Consider the following 17,606-nt stretch of genomic DNA (forward strand, 5'->3'; position numbering starts at 1 on the left):
GTTTCTACTCCAATTTGCCAGCGTACTGTGCCGGCGCGCTCGTTGTGCCTGGCTTGTTTCGCAATTTCAGTATGTGCATCTCAATGCGATGAGCCATTGGGTCACTATTCAGGCCGCGCTGGGTGAGAGCTTGTTTTGAATTCTCGGCGGTTTTGCGGTGCAGGATGTGGCGGGGCAACGACACCTTTCAAGCCGCAAGACGGTAAGGCTGGTCGGCGCTGGCGCCCTCAGTGCTTTTCCTCATGGCCTGCTATATGCGTCACACCTCCTTACTCCTCATGCGCTAATGTGTCGATAGACGCTTAAGGTCTCGCTGGCGCAGCGTGCCCAGGAAAAACGTTTAGCGCGCTTGAGGCCGCTAACGGCAAAGTATTCGCAAGCGCTATCGTCTTCCAGTAACCATTGAAGTTGCGTCACGAGATGCTCGACGGAGCCGCGCTCGACGAGTAGTGCGGTGTCACCAGTTATTTCACACATCGATGTGCCGTGCGTGCATATCACTGGTACTCCGCTGCTCATGGCCTCCAATATTGGCAGGCCGAAACCTTCGTAGTGAGACGGGTAGACGAATGCCCGTGCGCCGGCATAAAGCTCTGGTAGGTCGGCCGAGGAAACGAAGTTCAAGTGACGTAAGCCGCGACTTTGTTTGAGTTTAGCGATAGTCGCCAGCGTTGTGTCGTTGCCCCAACCTGGTGCGCCTGCGACTACCAGGGGAAACGCCTGCGTGAGAGAGTCCGGCAGGCTGCTCCACGCCCTAAGAAGCGTATCGATACCCTTTCGGGGCTCAAGCGTACCGACAAAAAGCAGATATTGGCCATGACAGAGTTGATGCTTGTCCAGTACTTGCGCGGTTTGTTCTGCGGTGCGTGGTGCGAAACAGCTGGCTGCGCCGAGATGAATGGCGCGTACGCGTTCCTCGCGAACGCAGAAGTGTTCGATCAGTTCTCTGCGGATGTGTTCGGAGTCTGTGATCAGCGAGTCGGCACGAGCCAGCGTCCTCGGCAGTTCACGGGTCAGCCAGGCCACTCGTTTAGGGGGGTGGTAGTGCGGATAATGAATGAAGGAGAGATCGTGGATGGTGGCAACGCATGGTCCCTTGTGCGTACGCAAAATGAAGTTGGGCTCGTGATAAACGAAATTGCGTAAGCGTGCGGACTTCAGGCGCAGCAAGCTGTTGCGTAGCGTTTCGCGAGCGCGGTAAGCCAGGCTCGAGTTGCGTAGAAACTGAACCAGATGGCCTCGCGATGATGCTAACGGTGCGGCGCGCTCTATGCTGTCGCCGCATTGTTGCAGGGCCTGAGTAGCTGAGGTGAAGTGGTGCCCGGAGAAGCACTCGATGGTTTCAAGTGCTTGCATCGCTACAAATTGTTCAAGCAGGTTCTGCGTATAGGTGCCAATTCCGGTAATGGGCGGCAGTAGTGACTCGGTGTTGATCAACAGTTTCAATGATTGTTACCTGGGTGCGCTTGGCGTGAGCGCTTAGACGGTATTGGTTAAAGAGCGAACTGCGCGCGCCAGTAATGCAGAAGCCTTTCCAGAGTCTCGTGCAACGGCGTTGTCGGTTGCCAGCCTGTTGCTTGCTTGATGGCCATGCTGTTTCCGGTGGCGATAGGGATGTCCGATGGGCGCAGGCGTTTGGGGTCCTGTTCGATGCTTATCGCTCGCGGGCTCATTGCCAATAGTGCTTCGAGTACGTCGCGGATGCGGTGCGTTTGCCCTGAAGCAATATTGAAGCAGCGTGCGGGCCCGGTGTTCTCGCGCAACGGTTTCAACAATTGCAGGTACGCGTTGCACACATCCCGGACGTCGAGAAAATCCCGGCGAGCTTCAAGGTTGCCGACTTGTATGATCGGCGGCTGCAGCCCGGCTTCGGCCATGGCGATCTGACGTGCGAAAGAGGCGGTCACGAACTTGGGAGACTGGTGTTCACCAATGTGGTTGAACGGCCGCGCTATTACGCCGCGCATGCCTTGACGGAAATATTCGTTGACCGCTATCTCGCCAGCGAGCTTGCTGGCAGCGTAAGGGTTCATGGGGTGGCAGGCTGTCTGTTCATCGACGGCCTGCCCTTGCTTGAAGCTTGCGCCATAGACTTCCGAGGAACTGACATAAAGCGTAAATGCCTCGGGTGCATGAAGACGCAACGCCTCCATCAGGTTGAGGCTGCCCAGCACGTTGGTCTGCCAGGTCAACTCTGGGTTAGCGAAGCTTGTCGGTACGTTCGAGATGGCGGCCAGGTGTACTACATGTGTCGGGCGGGCCAGTGCTATGGCACGCGCCACTGCCTCGGAATCGCGTATGTCGCACTGCAGCTGCGGACAGGCGGCCCCAGGCGATGCCGGTGTGCCGGAAGTCAACGCGATGACATGCTGGCCGTCCTCCAGCAGCGTTCTGCAGAGTTGCTGTCCTACGAACCCATTTGCGCCTGTGACTAGCGTGCGTTGCATGACCTTCCCCTCCGGCCCGTGAGTGCGGGTTAGTTTACAGGTCGTTCCAAAGGCATGCGAGCTGACTGGGACCGGGCTCAGGCTGGGTGCCGGGCGTTGCATAGTCACCGGAGCGCTTCGATAATGACACGCTTTGCCATCGATGGCTTTTCGGAGTTTCTATGTTCACGCCCGTAATCCTTGCTGGCGGCAGCGGCACACGCCTCTGGCCCCTTTCGCGCCAGCGTATGCCCAAGCAGTTTCTGGAGCTTGACGGCCAGGCGCAGGGCACCATGTTTCAGCGCACGTTGGCTCGTTTGGACGGGTTGGAACACACCGCGCCGCTGGTCGTAAGTAACGGGGATCATCGTTTCGTCGTTGCAGAACAGTTGCGTCTGGCAAAGCATAAGAGCCGTCGCATCATTCTTGAGCCTATGGCACGCAATACGGCTCCAGCTATTGCGCTCGCCGCGCTCGATGTCATTGCAGAGGGAAATGATCCTGTTCTGCTCGTGCTGGCAGCCGATCACTATATTCAGGATGAAGCTGCCTACCGTGAGGCGATAAAAGTCGCGTTAGGCCAGGCCCACGAAGGGCGTCTGGTAACCTTCGGCATCACTCCAACTCACGCAGAGTCCGGCTTTGGCTATATCCAGTGTGGTGATGTGCTCGGAGAGGGGGGGCACGCCATTGCCGGGTTCAAGGAAAAGCCATCTGCTGAGCTTGCTAAGGACTATCTGGCGGCCGGCAATTACCTCTGGAACAGCGGCATGTTCATGTTCCGTGCCTCGCGTTTTTTGGCGGAGCTTGACCGCCATCGCCCTGACATCCTGGCTGCGTGCCGAGATGCGCTGGCGGCTTCCGAGCAAGACAGCTATTTCCTGCACGTGCCGGCCGAGCAATTCGCCCGCTGCGATGACGAGTCGATTGATTACGCGGTCATGGAGCATACCAATGCAGGGGTGGTTGTGCCACTTGATGCTGGCTGGAACGACCTGGGCAGTTGGGCGGCAATCTGGGACGTCAGCGAGCGCAACGCCGATGGCAACGGCCTGCAGGGCGATGTATTGACGTTCGACACACGCAATTCGTTGCTGCAGTCGCATCACCGCCTGGTTGCGGCCGTGGGTGTCGACGATCTGGTAGTCGTTGAAACTAAGGATGCCGTGCTGGTGGCGCATCGCGACAAATGCCAGCAGGTCAAGCAGATCGTTCAGCAATTGCAGGCTGAGCAGCGCGAAGAATTCGCAAGTCATCCGCTGGTGAGCCGGCCATGGGGGCATTACGACACGGTCGACAAAGGCGACCGCTATCAGGTCAAACGCATAAAGGTGCTGCCCGGCGAGTGTCTGTCGCTGCAGCTTCACTATCATCGAGCCGAGCACTGGATCGTGGTGTCCGGTACGGCGAAGGTGGTTTGTGGCGACAAGGAGACGATTCTGACCGAAAATCAGTCGACCTATATTCCCTTGGGCGTCAAGCACTCGCTCTCCAACCCGGGCAAAGTGCCGCTGGAGCTGATCGAAGTGCAATCCGGTTCGTACCTCGGTGAGGACGATATCGTGCGCTTCGAGGATCGCTATGGACGCGTTCCGGCCAACTGAGCGTTGTTATGTGCCCCGCTCTATCGCCGCAAGGTGTCGGTGGTGACTGAACCTTCCAGCAGGGAATCGTGGAATTGACTACAAAGCAGAAGGTGTTGGTCACTGGCGGCTCAGGTTTCGTCGGAGCGGCACTGCTGCGCCGGCTGGCCACGCAACCCGGCCTGGAAGTGCTGGGCTGGGTTCGGCGAAGCGATGCGTCACTGCCGGCCGGGGTTGTGCCGGTGCCTGCGTCGCGGGAGCGTCTGTTCGCCGCCGGGGCGGCCCCGGAGAAGCTGGATGTCCTGGTCCACTGCGCTGGTCGAGCGCATGTGCTGCAGGAGCGTTCAACAGACCCCCTTGCAGAATATCGCCAGGTCAATCTCGAGCTCACCGTGGAATTGGCTCGGGAGGCCGCACGGCTGGGCGCCCGGCGCTTCGTATTTGTCAGCACCATCAAGGTCAACGGTGAGCAGACGTCGGTGAAGCCTTTCACCGCTTCGGATGTTGCCGCTCCGGTCGAGCCCTATGCGCTGTCGAAGCTGGAGGCCGAGCGGGCACTCGGCACCCTGGCCGCCGAGACAGGCATGGAAATCGTCATCGTGCGACCGCCGTTGATCTATGGGCCAGGCGTGAAAGCCAACTTCTTGAGTCTCTTTCGGGCGGTGCAGCATGGATGGCCTTTGCCGCTGGGTGGTGTTCGCAATCGGCGCAGCCTGGTCGCGCTGGACAATCTGGTGGATCTGCTGGTGGTCTGCATGGACCATCCTGCCGCAGCGAGTCAGGTGCTGCTGATCAGTGACGGCGAGCCGATGTCCACTCCCGAGTTATTGAGAGGCATCGGGCGGGCGCTTGGGCGCCCGGCACGCTTAGTGGGGGTGCCGCCAATATGGCTCAAGGCCGGGGCCAGTCTGGTCCGTCGCCCTGCTTTGTACGAGCGTCTGTGTGGCTCGTTGGAGGTGGATGATGCCGCGACACGGCAGTTGCTGCAGTGGCGGCCCCCGGTTTCGGTAGACCAGGCATTGGCTGCCACCGCTCGATGGTTTCTTGCGGAGCGCCACCTGTGATCGAACCGGTGATCCTGCTTGCGGTATTGGCTTCCTGGGCGCTGACAGGCGGGCTTCGAATTTATGCAGAACGTCGTCGGCTGATCGATATTCCGAATGCGCGCAGCTCGCATCGCATAGCCACTCCCCGCGGTGGCGGGCTGGCTATTGTGCTCGTCGTGCTGGCTGGCATCGCAGCCTTGCTCCTTTGGGGCTCCGTGGGTCGGGAGCTTGCCTGGGCGGTGCTAGGGGGCGGAGCCGGCGTCGCGCTACTTGGATTTGTCGACGATCATGGGCACGTTGCGGCCGGCTGGCGGTTGCTTGGCCATTTTGTCGCGGCCATCTGGGTGGTTGCCTGGCTTGGCGGGTTGCCGGCAATTGCACTATTCGGCCATACGCTTGACCTTGGGCCGATGGGGTTTGCATTGGCGAGTGTGGGCCTGGTCTGGGGGCTCAATCTGTTCAACTTCATGGATGGGATCGATGGCATCGCTGGTGCCGAGGCGCTCACCCTCGGCCTGCTCGCATCGCTGTGTTATACGCTTGCCGGCATGCCGGGTGATGCCTCGGTCGAGTGGCTGGTTGCTGCGGCGACGCTGGGTTTCCTGTTCTGGAACTTTCCACGTGCGCGAATTTTCATGGGCGATGTGGGTAGTGGCTTTCTTGGGTTGGTTTTCGGCGCACTTGCGCTGCATGCCGCTTGGCAGGCACCGGTGCTGTTGTGGTGTTGGATGGTTCTGGCTGGCGTATTCGTTGTCGATGCAACTTTTACGCTGCTGCGTCGTCTGCAGCGGGGCGAGGCTATCCATCAGGCCCATCGCAGTCACGCGTATCAGATCGCCGCGCGACGGGTCGGCCGGCATGTGCCGATCACGCTCGGTGTGGTGGCTATCAATCTGGGCTGGCTGGGCCCGATTGCGGCGCTGGTAGCCGTGGGCAGGCTAGAGGGCTTAGCGGGACTGATTGTGGCCTATTTGCCCTTGCTGGCTCTCGCCATTTGGCTTGGCGCAGGCACCCCGGAGCGAACCAGGTGAAAGAGAACCGCGATGCTGCGTGACAGATTGCTGAACCTGCCGCGGCGCTACAAGCGCCTTCTGCAGGTGCTGACCGATGTGGTGCTGGTTTGGCTGGCGCTTTGGCTAGCCTTCGTCGTGCGGTTGGGCTCGTTCAGCAAGGTCGAGCCGCTCTCGGGGCATGCCTGGCTATTCCTCGCCGCGCCGCTGATCGCCGTTCCAATCTTCATCCGCATTGGTATGTATCGCGCGGTGATGCGCTACTTGGGTAACGACGCCCTATTGGCCATTGCGAAGGCCGTCACGCTGTCTTCGCTGCTACTGGCGCTGGTCATCTACTGGTACCGCGGAGCACCGGCGATTGTGCCGCGCTCGTTGGTGTTCAACTATTGGTGGCTGAGCCTGATCCTGCTTGGAGGGCTGCGCCTGCTTTTGCGGCAGTACGTGCTCGGCGACTGGTACAGCGTTCGTCTTATTAATCCGCTTTCCCGGCAGGATGGATTGCCCCGGGTGGCAATCTACGGGGCAGGTGCGGCCGGTAATCAACTGGCCGCTGCCCTGCGTGCCGGCCGCTCCATGCGTCCGATGGCCTTTATCGATGACGATCCTGACATCGTCAATCGAGTGATTGCCGGCCTGCAAGTATATAAACCTAGCCGCATCGATCAGCTGATCGAGGAAACTGGTGCCAGCGAAGTGCTGCTTGCCATCCCTTCGGCGAGCCGAGCGCGGCGGCGCGAGATCCTCGCCGCTCTGGAGGGGTACCCTGTTCATGTACGCTCTGTGCCAGGGTTCATGGATCTGGCAAGCGGGCGGGTCAAGGTCGAGGATATTCAGGAAGTCGACATCGCCGACCTGCTAGGGCGTGACGCAGTGGCACCTAACATCGATCTGCTTGAGTCGTGCATACGCACCAAGGTGGTTCTGGTGACCGGCGCCGGTGGATCGATCGGCTCGGAGCTGAGTCGTCAGATCCTGGATCTTGCCCCCCGCGTTCTCATCCTGCTTGATCACAATGAATATGGTTTGTACCAAATCCATGCTGAGCTCGAGCGCTTGTCGCTGCAACGCGGGGCAGCTTTGGAGCTGGTGCCGGTGCTGGGCTCGGTCCGACATTCGCAACGACTGCTTGACGTGATGCAGAGCTGGAAGGTCGATACCGTCTACCACGCGGCGGCCTACAAGCATGTGCCGATGGTCGAGCACAATGTCGGCGAAGGCGTACTGAACAACCTGTTTGGCACGCTCTACTGCGCCCAGGCAGCGGTTCGCTCAGGCGTGCGTAACTTCGTGCTTATTTCTACCGATAAGGCCGTGCGACCAACCAATGTAATGGGGGGTACCAAGCGGCTCGCGGAAATGGCGCTGCAGGCGCTCAGTGCCGAAGCTGCGCCTGTGCTGTTCGGTGACGAGGCAGGTATCAACCATGTCAATCAGACCCGCTTCACCATGGTGCGATTCGGCAATGTGCTGGGGTCGTCCGGTTCGGTGATTCCGCTATTTCGCGAGCAGATCCGCGCTGGTGGTCCGGTGACCGTCACGCATCCCAACATAACCCGTTACTTCATGACTATTCCCGAGGCTGCCCAGCTTGTGTTGCAGGCTGGGTCCATGGGGCAAGGGGGCGACGTGTTTGTGCTGGACATGGGGCAGCCGGTAAAGATCCTCGAGTTGGCCTGCAAAATGATCCACCTGTCCGGCTGCTCCGTGCGCGACGCTGACAACCCCGCAGGCGACATCGCCATCGAGTTCACCGGCTTGCGGCCGGGAGAAAAGTTGTATGAGGAGTTGCTGATCGGGGAAAATGTGACGCCGACCGCGCATCCGATGATCATGCGTGCGAACGAACGATTTATGCCATGGAGCGAGTTCTGCTCCATCATCGCTGCTCTTGGGCAAGCGGTGGAGCAGAACGATTTAGCGCATGTGCGGCAGGTCCTGCACGGCGTGGTCGATGGTTATCACCCCGAGGGCGATATTGTCGATTGGCTCTTTTGCCAGCGGCACGGAAAGGGCAGCCCATAGTGGCACCTGCGGCTTGGTGGCCAGTCTATCGGTAGGCCGGCGCTAGCACATCGACCAATGCCTCGCGTGGAATCACCAGTTCAGGGTGCCCGCTCGAATAGGGCGCGATGCTGTAGACGTCGTACTTGAGCAGCACCTGATCTTTCAGTAGCGCGATATGCGGGGTCTGCTGGAAGGGCCAGAATTCCACGAACTCGGCGTCCTGATCGTGTTCGTTCTCCACCAGCCAACGCTGGTGCGCCTGGCGTGCGACACGCCAGAAGTTACCTTCCTGTCCCGGAATCAGCAGGTCCTCCAGGCGCAGCTCGCGGTTCAGCTCGCGATCGTAGTTGATGAAGCCACGCCCGGGCATGCCATGGGCGCCGCCGACATACAGGTAGCTGGAAAACTCGACCACCAGGATGTCGCCGTGCTGCTCGCGCAGCTTGGCCTGCAGGTAGCTGCTCCAGCCTGGCTCGGCGATGCTCAGAAAGCGCTGCTGGTAATCCTGTAGCGACGCGGGCAGGCGGTCATCCGGGCCGTTGATGGTCATCCGCCGCAGCCGTGCGTCGATCAGGCGGTTGAGTTCAGGTTCGTCGGCAAAGGTCAGAGTATCGACGTTCACCAGTGGGCAGCTGTCGCCCTCACAGCCCTGAGGACGATGCTCGGTGACCGTCTGGTCGACCTTCACAGGAGGTTCCGAGACAAAGTGCTGACAGCCGTTCAGCAGCACGAGAAGGCTGCCCATAATGAGGAGATTGCGGATGGGTGCGGTTGGATACATGGTTGGTCCAGGCATGGCAGTGCGCTTTCGATCGTTGCTCGCTCGTGAAGTTCGTGCGCACGCGGCAGATGCGTATGCTTCGGTTACGGTGGTCTGCAAAGGGCTGCGCCAGAGACGATGGCGCGCTAGGATGATCGCGAAGCCGCTCACGATGTGACGGTTGCAGTCATTCGCCGCCGGCCCAGGCGCGGATCAAACCGATATTGAGTGTGCCCATGAGCGAGACCTTCAAACCCGGTCCGGATGATGTCCAGATCCTTCGTCGAGAGCAATGCTTCAGCGGTTTCTATCGGCTGGAGCGCGTTCACCTGCGCCACCGTCAGTTCAGTGGTGCCATGGGGGACGAGCTGAGCCGCGAACTGTTCGTGCGCCACGATGCCGCATGCGTGCTGCCCTACGATCCGCAGCGCGATCGCGTGGTGCTGATCGAGCAGTTTCGCGTCGGGGCGCTGGGCAAGGTCGACAACCCCTGGCTGATCGAACTGGTCGCCGGGCTGATCGACAAGGACGAGTCACCGGATGAAGTCGCCCGTCGCGAAGCGGTGGAAGAGGCCGGGCTGGAGCTGGCCGATTTGTGGCCGGTCACACGCTATTTCCCTTCGCCGGGGGGCAGCGACGAGCGCGTACACCTCTATATAGGCCGCTGCGACAGCGAAGGGGCCGACGGTGTGTTCGGGCTGGCCGAAGAGGGCGAGGACATCCGGGTGCATGTCTGGTCGCTGGAAGAGGCACTGGGTGCTGTTTCCAGCGGTCGAATCGACAATGCGGCCAGCATCATTGCACTGCAGTGGCTGGCCTTGAATCGCGAGCAGGTGCGGGGGGAGTGGGTATGAGGAAGACGCGCGAGCGATACCGAGTCGATCTGCTCGAACTGCAGGCGGCCTGCGAAGCCAACTACCTGCGACTGATGCGTTTGTTGCCGGGCATGCGTAGCGGTTGCGAGGCGCGGCGCATCGCGATCAGCCAGGGTGACCTGCTGCTCGGCGTGCTGGTGCTCGAGGTACTGGAGAGCTGCCCCTATACCACCACCGTGCGGGTGAGTCAGGAGCATTGTCTGAGCTGGTTGCCGGTGCCGAAGATGGAAGTGCGCGTCTACCACGACGCGCGCATGGCCGAAGTGGTTCGTGCCGAAAACGCGCGGCGCTTTCGTGGCATCTACCACTACCCCAACGCGCAGATGCACCAGCCTGATGAGAAGAACCAGCTCAATCTCTTTCTCGGCGAGTGGTTGGGACACTGCCTGGCCTGCGGCCATGAGCTGGAGCCTGTGCTCTGACCCCTTGCGTCCAGCCTTGATGGGCTGATACTGCATGTGATCCGCCCTGGATGCGCTGCGCCGTTCTGTGACCCAAGCCCACATCCTGAGGTTTACCCCCCTGCCGGGCACCTACCATAATTCCGTTGCGATTTAGCTCAAGGAGAAGGGCATTGCCTGGTGCGTCCCTGACTGTTGAAGATTCGGTTCTGCTGGTGCAGCTCACCGACAGCCATCTGTTTGCCGAAGCGGACGGCAAGCTGCTGGGCATGAATACCTGTGACAGCCTGGAACGGGTGGTCGAACTGGCCATCGACGAGCAGCCGCGCATCGACCTGATCCTGGCTACCGGTGATCTGTCCCAGGACGGCTCGGTGGCGTCCTACCAGCGCTTCCGCCAGTTGGCCGGGCGCATCGAGGCGCCAGCGCGCTGGTGTCCCGGCAACCATGATGAACTCGGCGCCATGCGCGAGGCCACCCGTGGCAGTGAGCTGATGGAGCCGGTGCTTGAGATCGGTGGCTGGCGCGTCGTGATGCTCGACACCCTGGTTGCAGGCTCGGTGTATGGCATGCTGCGTGGCGATCAACTCGAGCTGCTGGATCGCGCCCTGGGCGAGGCGCCCGAGCGGCATCACCTGGTCTGTCTGCATCACCATCCCGTATCCATTGGCAGCCGCTGGATGGACGGCATCGGGCTGCGCAATCCCGAGGCGCTGTTCGAGGTGCTGGACCGCCACGACAACGTGCGTGCGCTGCTTTGGGGTCATATCCATCAGGCGTTCGATCAGTCGCGCAATGGGGTTCGGCTGCTGGCCACGCCGTCGACGGGCGTGCAGTTCACGCCGCAGAGCGAAGACTTCCAAGTCGATAGCGCGGCACCCGGTTATCGTTGGTTGCGCCTGTACGCCGATGGGCGGCTGGAGACCGATGTGTCGCGGGTCAGCGGTATCGACTTCGAGATCGACTACAGCGTGAAAGGCTACTGATCGCGGTTGGCGACTGCCGACACCTGTGGCGCGAGCGAGGCGTGACGCCAGGGCGGGTCGCTTGCAGAGCGCAGCATGGGCCTAGTAGCCTTGCGGTTTTTTCAAGAACTGTATCCATGTCCAGTTATCCGCCTTCGATCCTCTATATCCACGGGCTCAACAGCTCCCCGCTCTCGCAGAAGGCGAGCCAGCTGTCGTCGGCGCTGGAGCGACTCGGCCAGGCCGAGCGTCTGCGGGTTCCCGCCCTGCATCACCACCCGCGTCAGGCCATTGGGCAACTCGAGACCTGTCTGGCCGAGCTTGGGCGACCGTTGCTGGTCGGCAGCTCGCTTGGCGGCTACTATGCGACGCACCTTGCCGAGCGCCATGGACTGAAGGCCCTGCTGATCAATCCGGCGGTGATGCCACACCGCCGTTTCGACGGCTATCTCGGACCACAGACCAACCTGTACAGCGGCGAGGTCTGGGAGCTTACCGAGGATCACGTGACCGCGCTGGCGGAGCTGGAAACGGCGCCACCCGAAGATGCCGAACGCTATCAGGTGTGGCTGCAGACCGGCGACGAAACGCTCGACTACCGTGACGCGGCGCAGTTCTACCGGGGCTGCGCACTGCGCATCCAGGCCGGCGGCGACCACGGCTTCCAGGGCTTCGCCGAGCGCCTGCCGGCGCTGCTGGCGTTCGCCGGCTTCGAGCCGCAGGCCTGGCTGGGAAAACTCTGAGCCGGGATGGAGGTGCGGGCCCAGGCGACCCGAACGGGTTCGCCAGGAGAACTGCAGCGATGGAGCCCGGCCGGTGCGCTGGTTTTTTGCAGCCCGTAGCGGGCTGATTGTTCAGAACATAAGGACCGTACCCGACAGATGTCTTATACCGCAGAAGCCATCGAGGTTCTTTCCGGCCTCGATCCGGTGCGCAAGCGCCCGGGCATGTACACCGACACCTCGCGGCCCAATCACCTGGCCCAGGAAGTCATCGACAACAGTGTCGACGAAGCCCTTGCCGGGCATGCCCGCTCGGTCCAGGTGATCCTGCACCAAGACAACTCGCTGGAAGTGATCGACGACGGCCGCGGCATGCCGGTGGACATTCACCCCGAGGAAGGGGTGCCGGGTGTCGAGCTGATCCTCACCAAGCTGCACGCGGGCGGCAAGTTTTCCAACAAGAACTACCAGTTTTCCGGTGGTCTGCACGGGGTCGGCATCTCCGTGGTCAACGCGCTGTCGACCCGTGTCGAGGTGACCGTCAAGCGCGATGGCAGCGAGTACCGCATGAGCTTCGCCGACGGCTTCAAGGCCAGTGATCTGGAAGTGATCGGCAGCGTCGGCAAGCGCAACACCGGCACCAGCGTGCGCTTCTGGGCCGATCCCAAGTATTTCGACTCGCCGAAGTTTTCCATCAGCCGGCTCAAGCACGTGCTCAAGGCCAAGGCCGTGCTCTGCCCGGGGCTGAGCGTCAGCTTCGAAGACAAGAGCACCGGCGAAAAGGTCGAGTGGCACTACGAGGATGGCCTGCGCTCCTACCTGGTGGACTCGGTCAGTGAGTACCAGCGCCTGCCCGACGAGCCTTTCGTCGGCGCCCTGGCGGGCAATACCGAGGCGGTGGACTGGGCGTTGCTCTGGTTGCCGGAGGGCGGCGAGAGCGTTCAGGAAAGCTACGTCAACCTGATTCCCACGGCTCAGGGCGGCACCCATGTCAATGGCTTGCGCCAGGGCCTGCTGGACGCCATGCGCGAATTCTGCGAGTTCCGCAACCTCCTGCCGCGCGGGCTCAAGCTGGCCCCGGAAGACATCTGGGAGCGCATCGCTTTCGTCCTCTCGATGAAGATGCAGGAGCCGCAGTTCTCGGGGCAGACCAAGGAGCGCCTGTCGTCACGCGAGGCGGCGGCGTTCGTCTCGGGCGTGGTCAAGGATGCCTTCAGCCTCTGGCTCAATGCCCACCCGGAGCTGGGCATGCAACTGGCAGAGCTGGCAATCAGCAATGCCGGGCGTCGACTGAAGGCCGGCAAGAAGGTCGAGCGCAAGAAGATCACTCAAGGGCCGGCGCTGCCGGGCAAGCTGGCCGACTGCGCCGGGCAGGACCCGATGCGCGCCGAGCTGTTCCTGGTCGAAGGCGACTCGGCCGGCGGCTCCGCCAAGCAGGCGCGGGACAAGGAGTTTCAGGCGATCATGCCGCTGCGCGGCAAGATCCTGAATACCTGGGAGGTCGACGGCGGCGAGGTGCTCGCCAGCCAGGAAGTACATGACATCGCCGTGGCCATCGGCGTCGACCCGGGCGCCACCGACCTGGCCCAGCTGCGCTACGGCAAGATCTGCATCCTCGCAGATGCCGACTCCGACGGCCTGCATATCGCCACCCTGCTGTGCGCCCTGTTCGTCCAGCATTTCCGCCCGCTGGTGGAGGCCGGTCATGTCTACGTAGCCATGCCGCCGCTGTACCGCATCGACCTGGGCAAGGACATCTTCTATGCGCTGGATGAGGCCGAGCGTGACGGCATCCTCGAGCGGCTGGTGGCCGAGAAGCGCCGCGGCAAGCCGCAGGTGACGCGCTTCAAGGGGCTCGGCGAAATGAACCCGCCACAGCTGCGCGAGACCACCATGGACCCCAACACCCGCCGGCTGGTGCAGCTGACCCTGGATGACTTCGAGGGCACCCGCGAAGTCATGGATATGCTGCTGGCCAAGAAGCGCGCTGGCGACCGCAAGAGCTGGCTCGAGTCCAAGGGCAACCTGGCGGAGGTGCTGGTTTGATCCGCCGTGGGCTGGCGCTGCTGAGCCTGGTTTCGGCACCGCTCTGGGCCAACGAACCGGCGCCCGAGCTGAAGCTGTTGAGCGAGCATCCCGTGCAGGGCATGAGCGGCGGCAATCTGTCCGGAATGGCCTGGTGCGGAGATGCGTTGTGGGCGGTATCCGACCGCGAAGACGACGTGGTGTACCGGCTCGATACCAGCGTCTCGCCCTGGCAGGCCGTACCGGAGCGCTTCGAAGCCGGCCCGCCGCCCAATAGTGGTTTGCCCTGGGGCATGCGCATGCGCGCCTGGCTCAGTGGCCATGTGCGCGGCGGCCACCTCGATTTCGAAGGGCTGAGCTGCGATGCGCTGGGCAATCGCTACGTCGTCAGCGAGGCGCATGCCGCCGTGCTGCGGGTGAGCCCGGCCGGCACGGCGGAATGGCTGCGTCTGCCCGAGTCCCTGGTTCGTCAGGCACGGGCCAGTGGCATGCTCTGGCATTTCAACGCGCTGTTCGAGGGCATTGCAGTCGACCCGAAGGCCGAACGCATGTGGCTGGCCGCCGAGCGCGAACGCCGCGGGCTGCTGGTGATGCACCGCAAGCAGAGCAGCTGGCAGTGCACCGGCGGTTGTGTGCTGATGGCGCAGGGCGGGCATCAGCAGCCCCCCGCGGCGCTCGGCGATACGCCGCTGCCGCGCAGCTTCTCGGCCCTGGCCTATTTCAACGACAAGCTGTTCGTGCTGGAGCCCTCTGCATATCGGGTCTGCCGGCGCAGCCCGGCGAACGGGACGGTCGAACGCTGCTGGTCGTTTGCCGCCGAGGCGCTGACCGAGGAGCGCCGCTACCGCGAGCCGTTCGGTAATGCCGAGGCGCTGTGGATCGACGCCGAAGGGGCCTGGATCGGCGTCGACAACAACGGCAAGGCGCGCGGCGACGGCGAGAAGCGACCCATCGTCTGGCGTTTCGCCGCACCGAGCGGCGGCTGGATGGCGCGGCCGTGAGCCAGACGGCCGGGCGTCGTGCCGGGCGGGTGATGCTGGTGCTCGCCTGGGGCGTCGGGCTGTACCTGGCGACGCGCTTCTTCGCTGCCTGGGAGGAGGATCGCCTCAACCCGAACCGCCAGCCGGTATCCCAGCTGCATGGCGAGCAGATCGAGGTGCAGCTGGCTGGCAACGTCCAGGGGCATTTCGTCGCCAGCGGCAAGATCAATGGCGAAACGGTCACCTTTCTGCTCGACACCGGCGCCACGGACGTCGCCGTGCCGGCCGAGCTGGCCGAGCGGCTGGGCCTGTCCCGCGGTGCGCCGGTGATGCTGCACACCGCCAACGGCCAGACCACCGGCTATCGCACCGTGTTGAACAGCCTCAGCCTGGGCGACATCGTGCTGCGCGACGTCCGCGCCATCGTCGCCCCCGGCTTTCGCAGCGAACAGGTTCTGCTCGGCATGAGCGCCCTGAAACAACTTGAATTCACCCAGCGCGCCGGCACCCTGGTGCTGCGCCAGCATGTAACGGATCGACCATGAGCGAATCCCTCGACCTGAGCCTGGACGGCGTGGAGCGGCGCTCCCTCGCCGACTTCACCGAGCAGGCCTACCTCAACTATTCCATGTACGTGATCATGGATCGCGCGCTGCCGCATATCGGCGACGGCCTCAAACCCGTGCAGCGGCGCATCGTCTATGCCATGAGCGAACTCGGCCTGAACGCCGACGCCAAGCACAAGAAGTCCGCGCGTACCGTCGGTGACGTGCTCGGCAAGTTCCACCCGCACGGCGACAGCGCCTGCTACGAGGCCATGGTGCTGATGGCACAGCCGTTCAGCTACCGCTACACGCTGGTCGACGGTCAGGGCAACTGGGGTGCTCCGGACGATCCCAAGTCCTTCGCCGCCATGCGCTACACCGAGGCGCGCCTGTCACGCTATTCCGAGGTGCTGCTGTCCGAGCTGGGGCAGGGCACGGTGGACTGGGTGCCGAACTTCGACGGCACCCTGGACGAACCGGCGACCCTGCCGGCGCGGCTGCCCAACCTGCTGCTCAACGGCACCACCGGCATCGCCGTGGGCATGGCCACCGACGTACCGCCGCACAACCTGCGCGAAGTCGCCGCCGCCTGCGTGCGTCTGCTCGACGAGCCGAGTGCCAGCGTCGAGCAGCTCTGCGAACATGTGCAGGGACCGGATTTCCCGACCGAGGCCGAGATCGTCACGCCGCGTGCGGACCTGCTGAAGATCTACGAAACCGGCCGTGGTTCGGTGCGCATGCGTGCCGTCTACCGGGTCGAGGACGGCGATATCGTGGTCACCGCGTTGCCGCACCAGGTGTCAGGTTCCAAGGTGCTCGAGCAGATCGCCGGGCAGATGCAGGCCAAGAAGCTGCCGATGGTGGCCGACCTGCGTGACGAGTCGGACCATGAGAACCCCTGCCGCATCGTCATCATCCCGCGCTCCAACCGGGTCGATGTCGAGGCGCTGATGCAGCACCTGTTCGCCACCACCGACCTGGAATCCAGCTACCGGGTCAACACCAATGTCATCGGCCTCGACGGCCGGCCGCAGGTGAAGAACCTGCGCACCCTGCTCAGCGAGTGGCTGACCTACCGCATCGGTACCGTGCGCCGTCGTCTGCAGTTCCGCCTGGACAAGGTGGAAAAGCGCCTGCACCTGTTGGAAGGCCTTTTGGTGGCGTTCCTCAACCTCGACGAGGTGATCCACATCATCCGGACCGAGGATCAGCCCAAGCCGGTGCTGATGGCGCGTTTCGAATTGTCCGAACTTCAGGCTGACTACATCCTCGACACCCGTCTGCGCCAGCTGGCGCGTCTGGAAGAGATGAAGATCCGCGGCGAGCAGGACGAGCTGGCCAAGGAGCGCGAGCGGCTGCTGGCACTGCTCGGCAGCGAAGCCAAGCTGAAGAAGCTGGTGCGCAAGGAACTGCTGGAAGACGCCGAAACCTATGGCGATGACCGCCGCTCGCCGATTGTCGAGCGCGCCGAGGCCCGAGCCCTGACGGAGAACGAGCTGCTGCCGTCCGAGCCGGTCACCGTGGTGATTTCCGAGAAGGGCTGGGCGCGCTGCGCCAAGGGTCACGACATCGATGCTGGCGGGCTTTCCTACAAGGCCGGCGACAACTTCAAGGCGGCGGCGGCGGGCCGCTCGAACCAGTATGCAGTGTTCATCGACTCCACCGGCCGCAGCTACTCGCTGGCAGCCCACACGTTGCCATCGGCACGTGGCCAGGGCGAGCCGCTCACCGGCCGGCTGACTCCGCCGCCAGGCGCCAGCTTCGAATGCGTGCTGCTGCCCGACGATGAGGCGCTCTATGTGATCGCCTCGGATGCCGGCTATGGTTTTGTCGTCAAGGGCGAGGACCTTCAGGCCAAGAACAAGGCTGGCAAGGCGCTGCTCTCCCTGCCGGCCGGCGCCCGCGTCGTCGCACCACGACCATTGGCCAGCCGCGAGGACGACTGGCTTGCCGCGGTCACCACCGAAGGCCGCCTGCTGGTCTTCCCGGTGCGTGATCTGCCGCAGCTGGGCAAGGGCAAGGGCAACAAGATCATCGGCATTCCCGGGGAGCGGGTGGCCAGTCGCGAGGAGTACCTGGTCGATCTCGCCGTGCTGCCGGCTGGCGCCACCCTGGTTCTGCAGGCTGGCAAGCGCACGCTGTCGCTCAAGGCCGAGGATCTCGAGCACTACAAGGGCGAACGTGGCAGGCGCGGCAACAAGCTGCCGCGAGGCTTCCAGCGCGTCGAAGGCCTTCTGGTAGAAGTGTGACAATGTGCATTG

The 17,606-nt window shown here is 62.8% G+C and carries 15 protein-coding genes; 12 read left to right on the forward strand and 3 right to left on the reverse strand.

Annotated features, from left to right (window positions below; translation table 11 throughout):
* Positions 1-276 precede the first annotated feature (276 nt).
* Positions 277-1,446: a glycosyltransferase family 4 protein gene (locus tag P5703_RS00850; RefSeq protein ID WP_285585265.1), complete on the reverse strand. Its 1,170-nt coding sequence runs from the start codon at positions 1,444-1,446 to the stop codon at positions 277-279.
* Positions 1,447-1,493: 47 nt separating this feature from the next.
* A complete protein-coding gene (locus P5703_RS00855; RefSeq protein ID WP_285585266.1) occupies positions 1,494-2,447 on the reverse strand; it encodes a GDP-mannose 4,6-dehydratase in 954 nt (317 codons plus the stop codon).
* 161 nt (positions 2,448-2,608) lie between these two features.
* On the opposite strand from P5703_RS00855, the gene P5703_RS00860 reads away from it, so the two are divergent.
* From P5703_RS00860 to P5703_RS00875, 4 genes are all read left to right on the forward strand, one after another.
* Complete coding sequence (locus P5703_RS00860; RefSeq protein WP_285585267.1) at positions 2,609-4,030, forward strand: mannose-1-phosphate guanylyltransferase/mannose-6-phosphate isomerase; 1,422 nt, start codon at positions 2,609-2,611, stop codon at positions 4,028-4,030.
* 92 nt (positions 4,031-4,122) lie between these two features.
* Positions 4,123-5,073 carry an NAD-dependent epimerase/dehydratase family protein gene (locus P5703_RS00865; RefSeq protein ID WP_502989179.1) on the forward strand — a complete coding sequence of 317 codons (951 nt, stop codon included), beginning with the start codon at positions 4,123-4,125 and terminating at the stop codon, positions 5,071-5,073.
* The gene (locus tag P5703_RS00870) at positions 5,073-6,086 is read left to right on the forward strand and encodes an MraY family glycosyltransferase (protein WP_376780598.1); all 1,014 of its coding nucleotides are present in this window, start codon (positions 5,073-5,075) and stop codon (positions 6,084-6,086) included. The genes P5703_RS00865 and P5703_RS00870 overlap by 1 nt, the downstream gene beginning before the upstream one ends.
* A 12-nt stretch (positions 6,087-6,098) precedes the next feature.
* Complete coding sequence (locus tag P5703_RS00875) at positions 6,099-8,090, forward strand: polysaccharide biosynthesis protein (protein WP_125865919.1); 1,992 nt, start codon at positions 6,099-6,101, stop codon at positions 8,088-8,090.
* A 25-nt stretch (positions 8,091-8,115) separates the two neighbouring features.
* Here P5703_RS00875 and P5703_RS00880 read toward each other — a convergent pair whose 3' ends face one another.
* Positions 8,116-8,853, reverse strand: coding sequence for an RsiV family protein (locus tag P5703_RS00880; RefSeq protein ID WP_285585269.1), 738 nt, complete (start codon positions 8,851-8,853; stop codon positions 8,116-8,118).
* Positions 8,854-9,068: 215 nt separating this feature from the next.
* Between P5703_RS00880 and P5703_RS00885 the strand changes: the two genes are divergently transcribed.
* The 8 genes from P5703_RS00885 (at position 9,069) to parC (ending at position 17,594) form a co-directional block, all read left to right on the forward strand.
* Positions 9,069-9,686, forward strand: a complete 618-nt coding sequence (locus P5703_RS00885) for an NUDIX domain-containing protein (protein ID WP_285585270.1) — start codon at positions 9,069-9,071, stop codon at positions 9,684-9,686.
* Positions 9,683-10,129, forward strand: a complete 447-nt coding sequence (locus P5703_RS00890) for a DUF1249 domain-containing protein (RefSeq protein ID WP_011914821.1) — start codon at positions 9,683-9,685, stop codon at positions 10,127-10,129. Before P5703_RS00885 ends, P5703_RS00890 begins: the two co-directional genes overlap by 4 nt.
* 152 nt (positions 10,130-10,281) lie before the next feature.
* Positions 10,282-11,094: a 3',5'-cyclic-AMP phosphodiesterase gene (gene cpdA / locus P5703_RS00895; protein WP_285585271.1), complete on the forward strand. Its 813-nt coding sequence runs from the start codon at positions 10,282-10,284 to the stop codon at positions 11,092-11,094.
* Between the two features lie 116 nt (positions 11,095-11,210).
* The gene (locus tag P5703_RS00900) at positions 11,211-11,816 is read left to right on the forward strand and encodes a YqiA/YcfP family alpha/beta fold hydrolase (RefSeq protein ID WP_017246552.1); all 606 of its coding nucleotides are present in this window, start codon (positions 11,211-11,213) and stop codon (positions 11,814-11,816) included.
* A 138-nt stretch (positions 11,817-11,954) separates the two neighbouring features.
* Positions 11,955-13,841: a DNA topoisomerase IV subunit B gene (gene parE, locus P5703_RS00905; RefSeq protein ID WP_045633170.1), complete on the forward strand. Its 1,887-nt coding sequence runs from the start codon at positions 11,955-11,957 to the stop codon at positions 13,839-13,841.
* A complete protein-coding gene (locus tag P5703_RS00910; protein ID WP_279647979.1) occupies positions 13,838-14,821 on the forward strand; it encodes an esterase-like activity of phytase family protein in 984 nt (327 codons plus the stop codon). The genes parE and P5703_RS00910 overlap by 4 nt, the downstream gene beginning before the upstream one ends.
* The gene (locus P5703_RS00915; RefSeq protein ID WP_017246549.1) at positions 14,818-15,345 is read left to right on the forward strand and encodes a retropepsin-like aspartic protease family protein; all 528 of its coding nucleotides are present in this window, start codon (positions 14,818-14,820) and stop codon (positions 15,343-15,345) included. Before P5703_RS00910 ends, P5703_RS00915 begins: the two co-directional genes overlap by 4 nt.
* Positions 15,342-17,594, forward strand: coding sequence for a DNA topoisomerase IV subunit A (parC, locus tag P5703_RS00920; RefSeq protein WP_011914815.1), 2,253 nt, complete (start codon positions 15,342-15,344; stop codon positions 17,592-17,594). Before P5703_RS00915 ends, parC begins: the two co-directional genes overlap by 4 nt.
* Positions 17,595-17,606 lie beyond the last annotated feature (12 nt).

It is taken from the genome of Stutzerimonas sp. FeSN7 (assembly GCF_030263795.1).
In the GTDB taxonomy this organism is placed as follows: Bacteria; Pseudomonadota; Gammaproteobacteria; order Pseudomonadales; family Pseudomonadaceae; genus Stutzerimonas; species Stutzerimonas stutzeri.

Coding starts and splice junctions, on each gene's coding strand:
- parC (WP_011914815.1), top strand. CDS start 15,342: ATGAGCGAATCCCTCGACCTGAGCCTGGACGGCGTGGAGCGGCGCTCC.
- parE (WP_045633170.1), top strand. CDS start 11,955: ATGTCTTATACCGCAGAAGCCATCGAGGTTCTTTCCGGCCTCGATCCG.
- P5703_RS00885 (WP_285585270.1), top strand. CDS start 9,069: ATGAGCGAGACCTTCAAACCCGGTCCGGATGATGTCCAGATCCTTCGT.
- P5703_RS00880 (WP_285585269.1), bottom strand. CDS start 8,853: ATGTATCCAACCGCACCCATCCGCAATCTCCTCATTATGGGCAGCCTT.
- P5703_RS00900 (WP_017246552.1), top strand. CDS start 11,211: ATGTCCAGTTATCCGCCTTCGATCCTCTATATCCACGGGCTCAACAGC.
- P5703_RS00860 (WP_285585267.1), top strand. CDS start 2,609: ATGTTCACGCCCGTAATCCTTGCTGGCGGCAGCGGCACACGCCTCTGG.
- P5703_RS00875 (WP_125865919.1), top strand. CDS start 6,099: ATGCTGCGTGACAGATTGCTGAACCTGCCGCGGCGCTACAAGCGCCTT.
- P5703_RS00855 (WP_285585266.1), bottom strand. CDS start 2,447: ATGCAACGCACGCTAGTCACAGGCGCAAATGGGTTCGTAGGACAGCAA.
- P5703_RS00890 (WP_011914821.1), top strand. CDS start 9,683: ATGAGGAAGACGCGCGAGCGATACCGAGTCGATCTGCTCGAACTGCAG.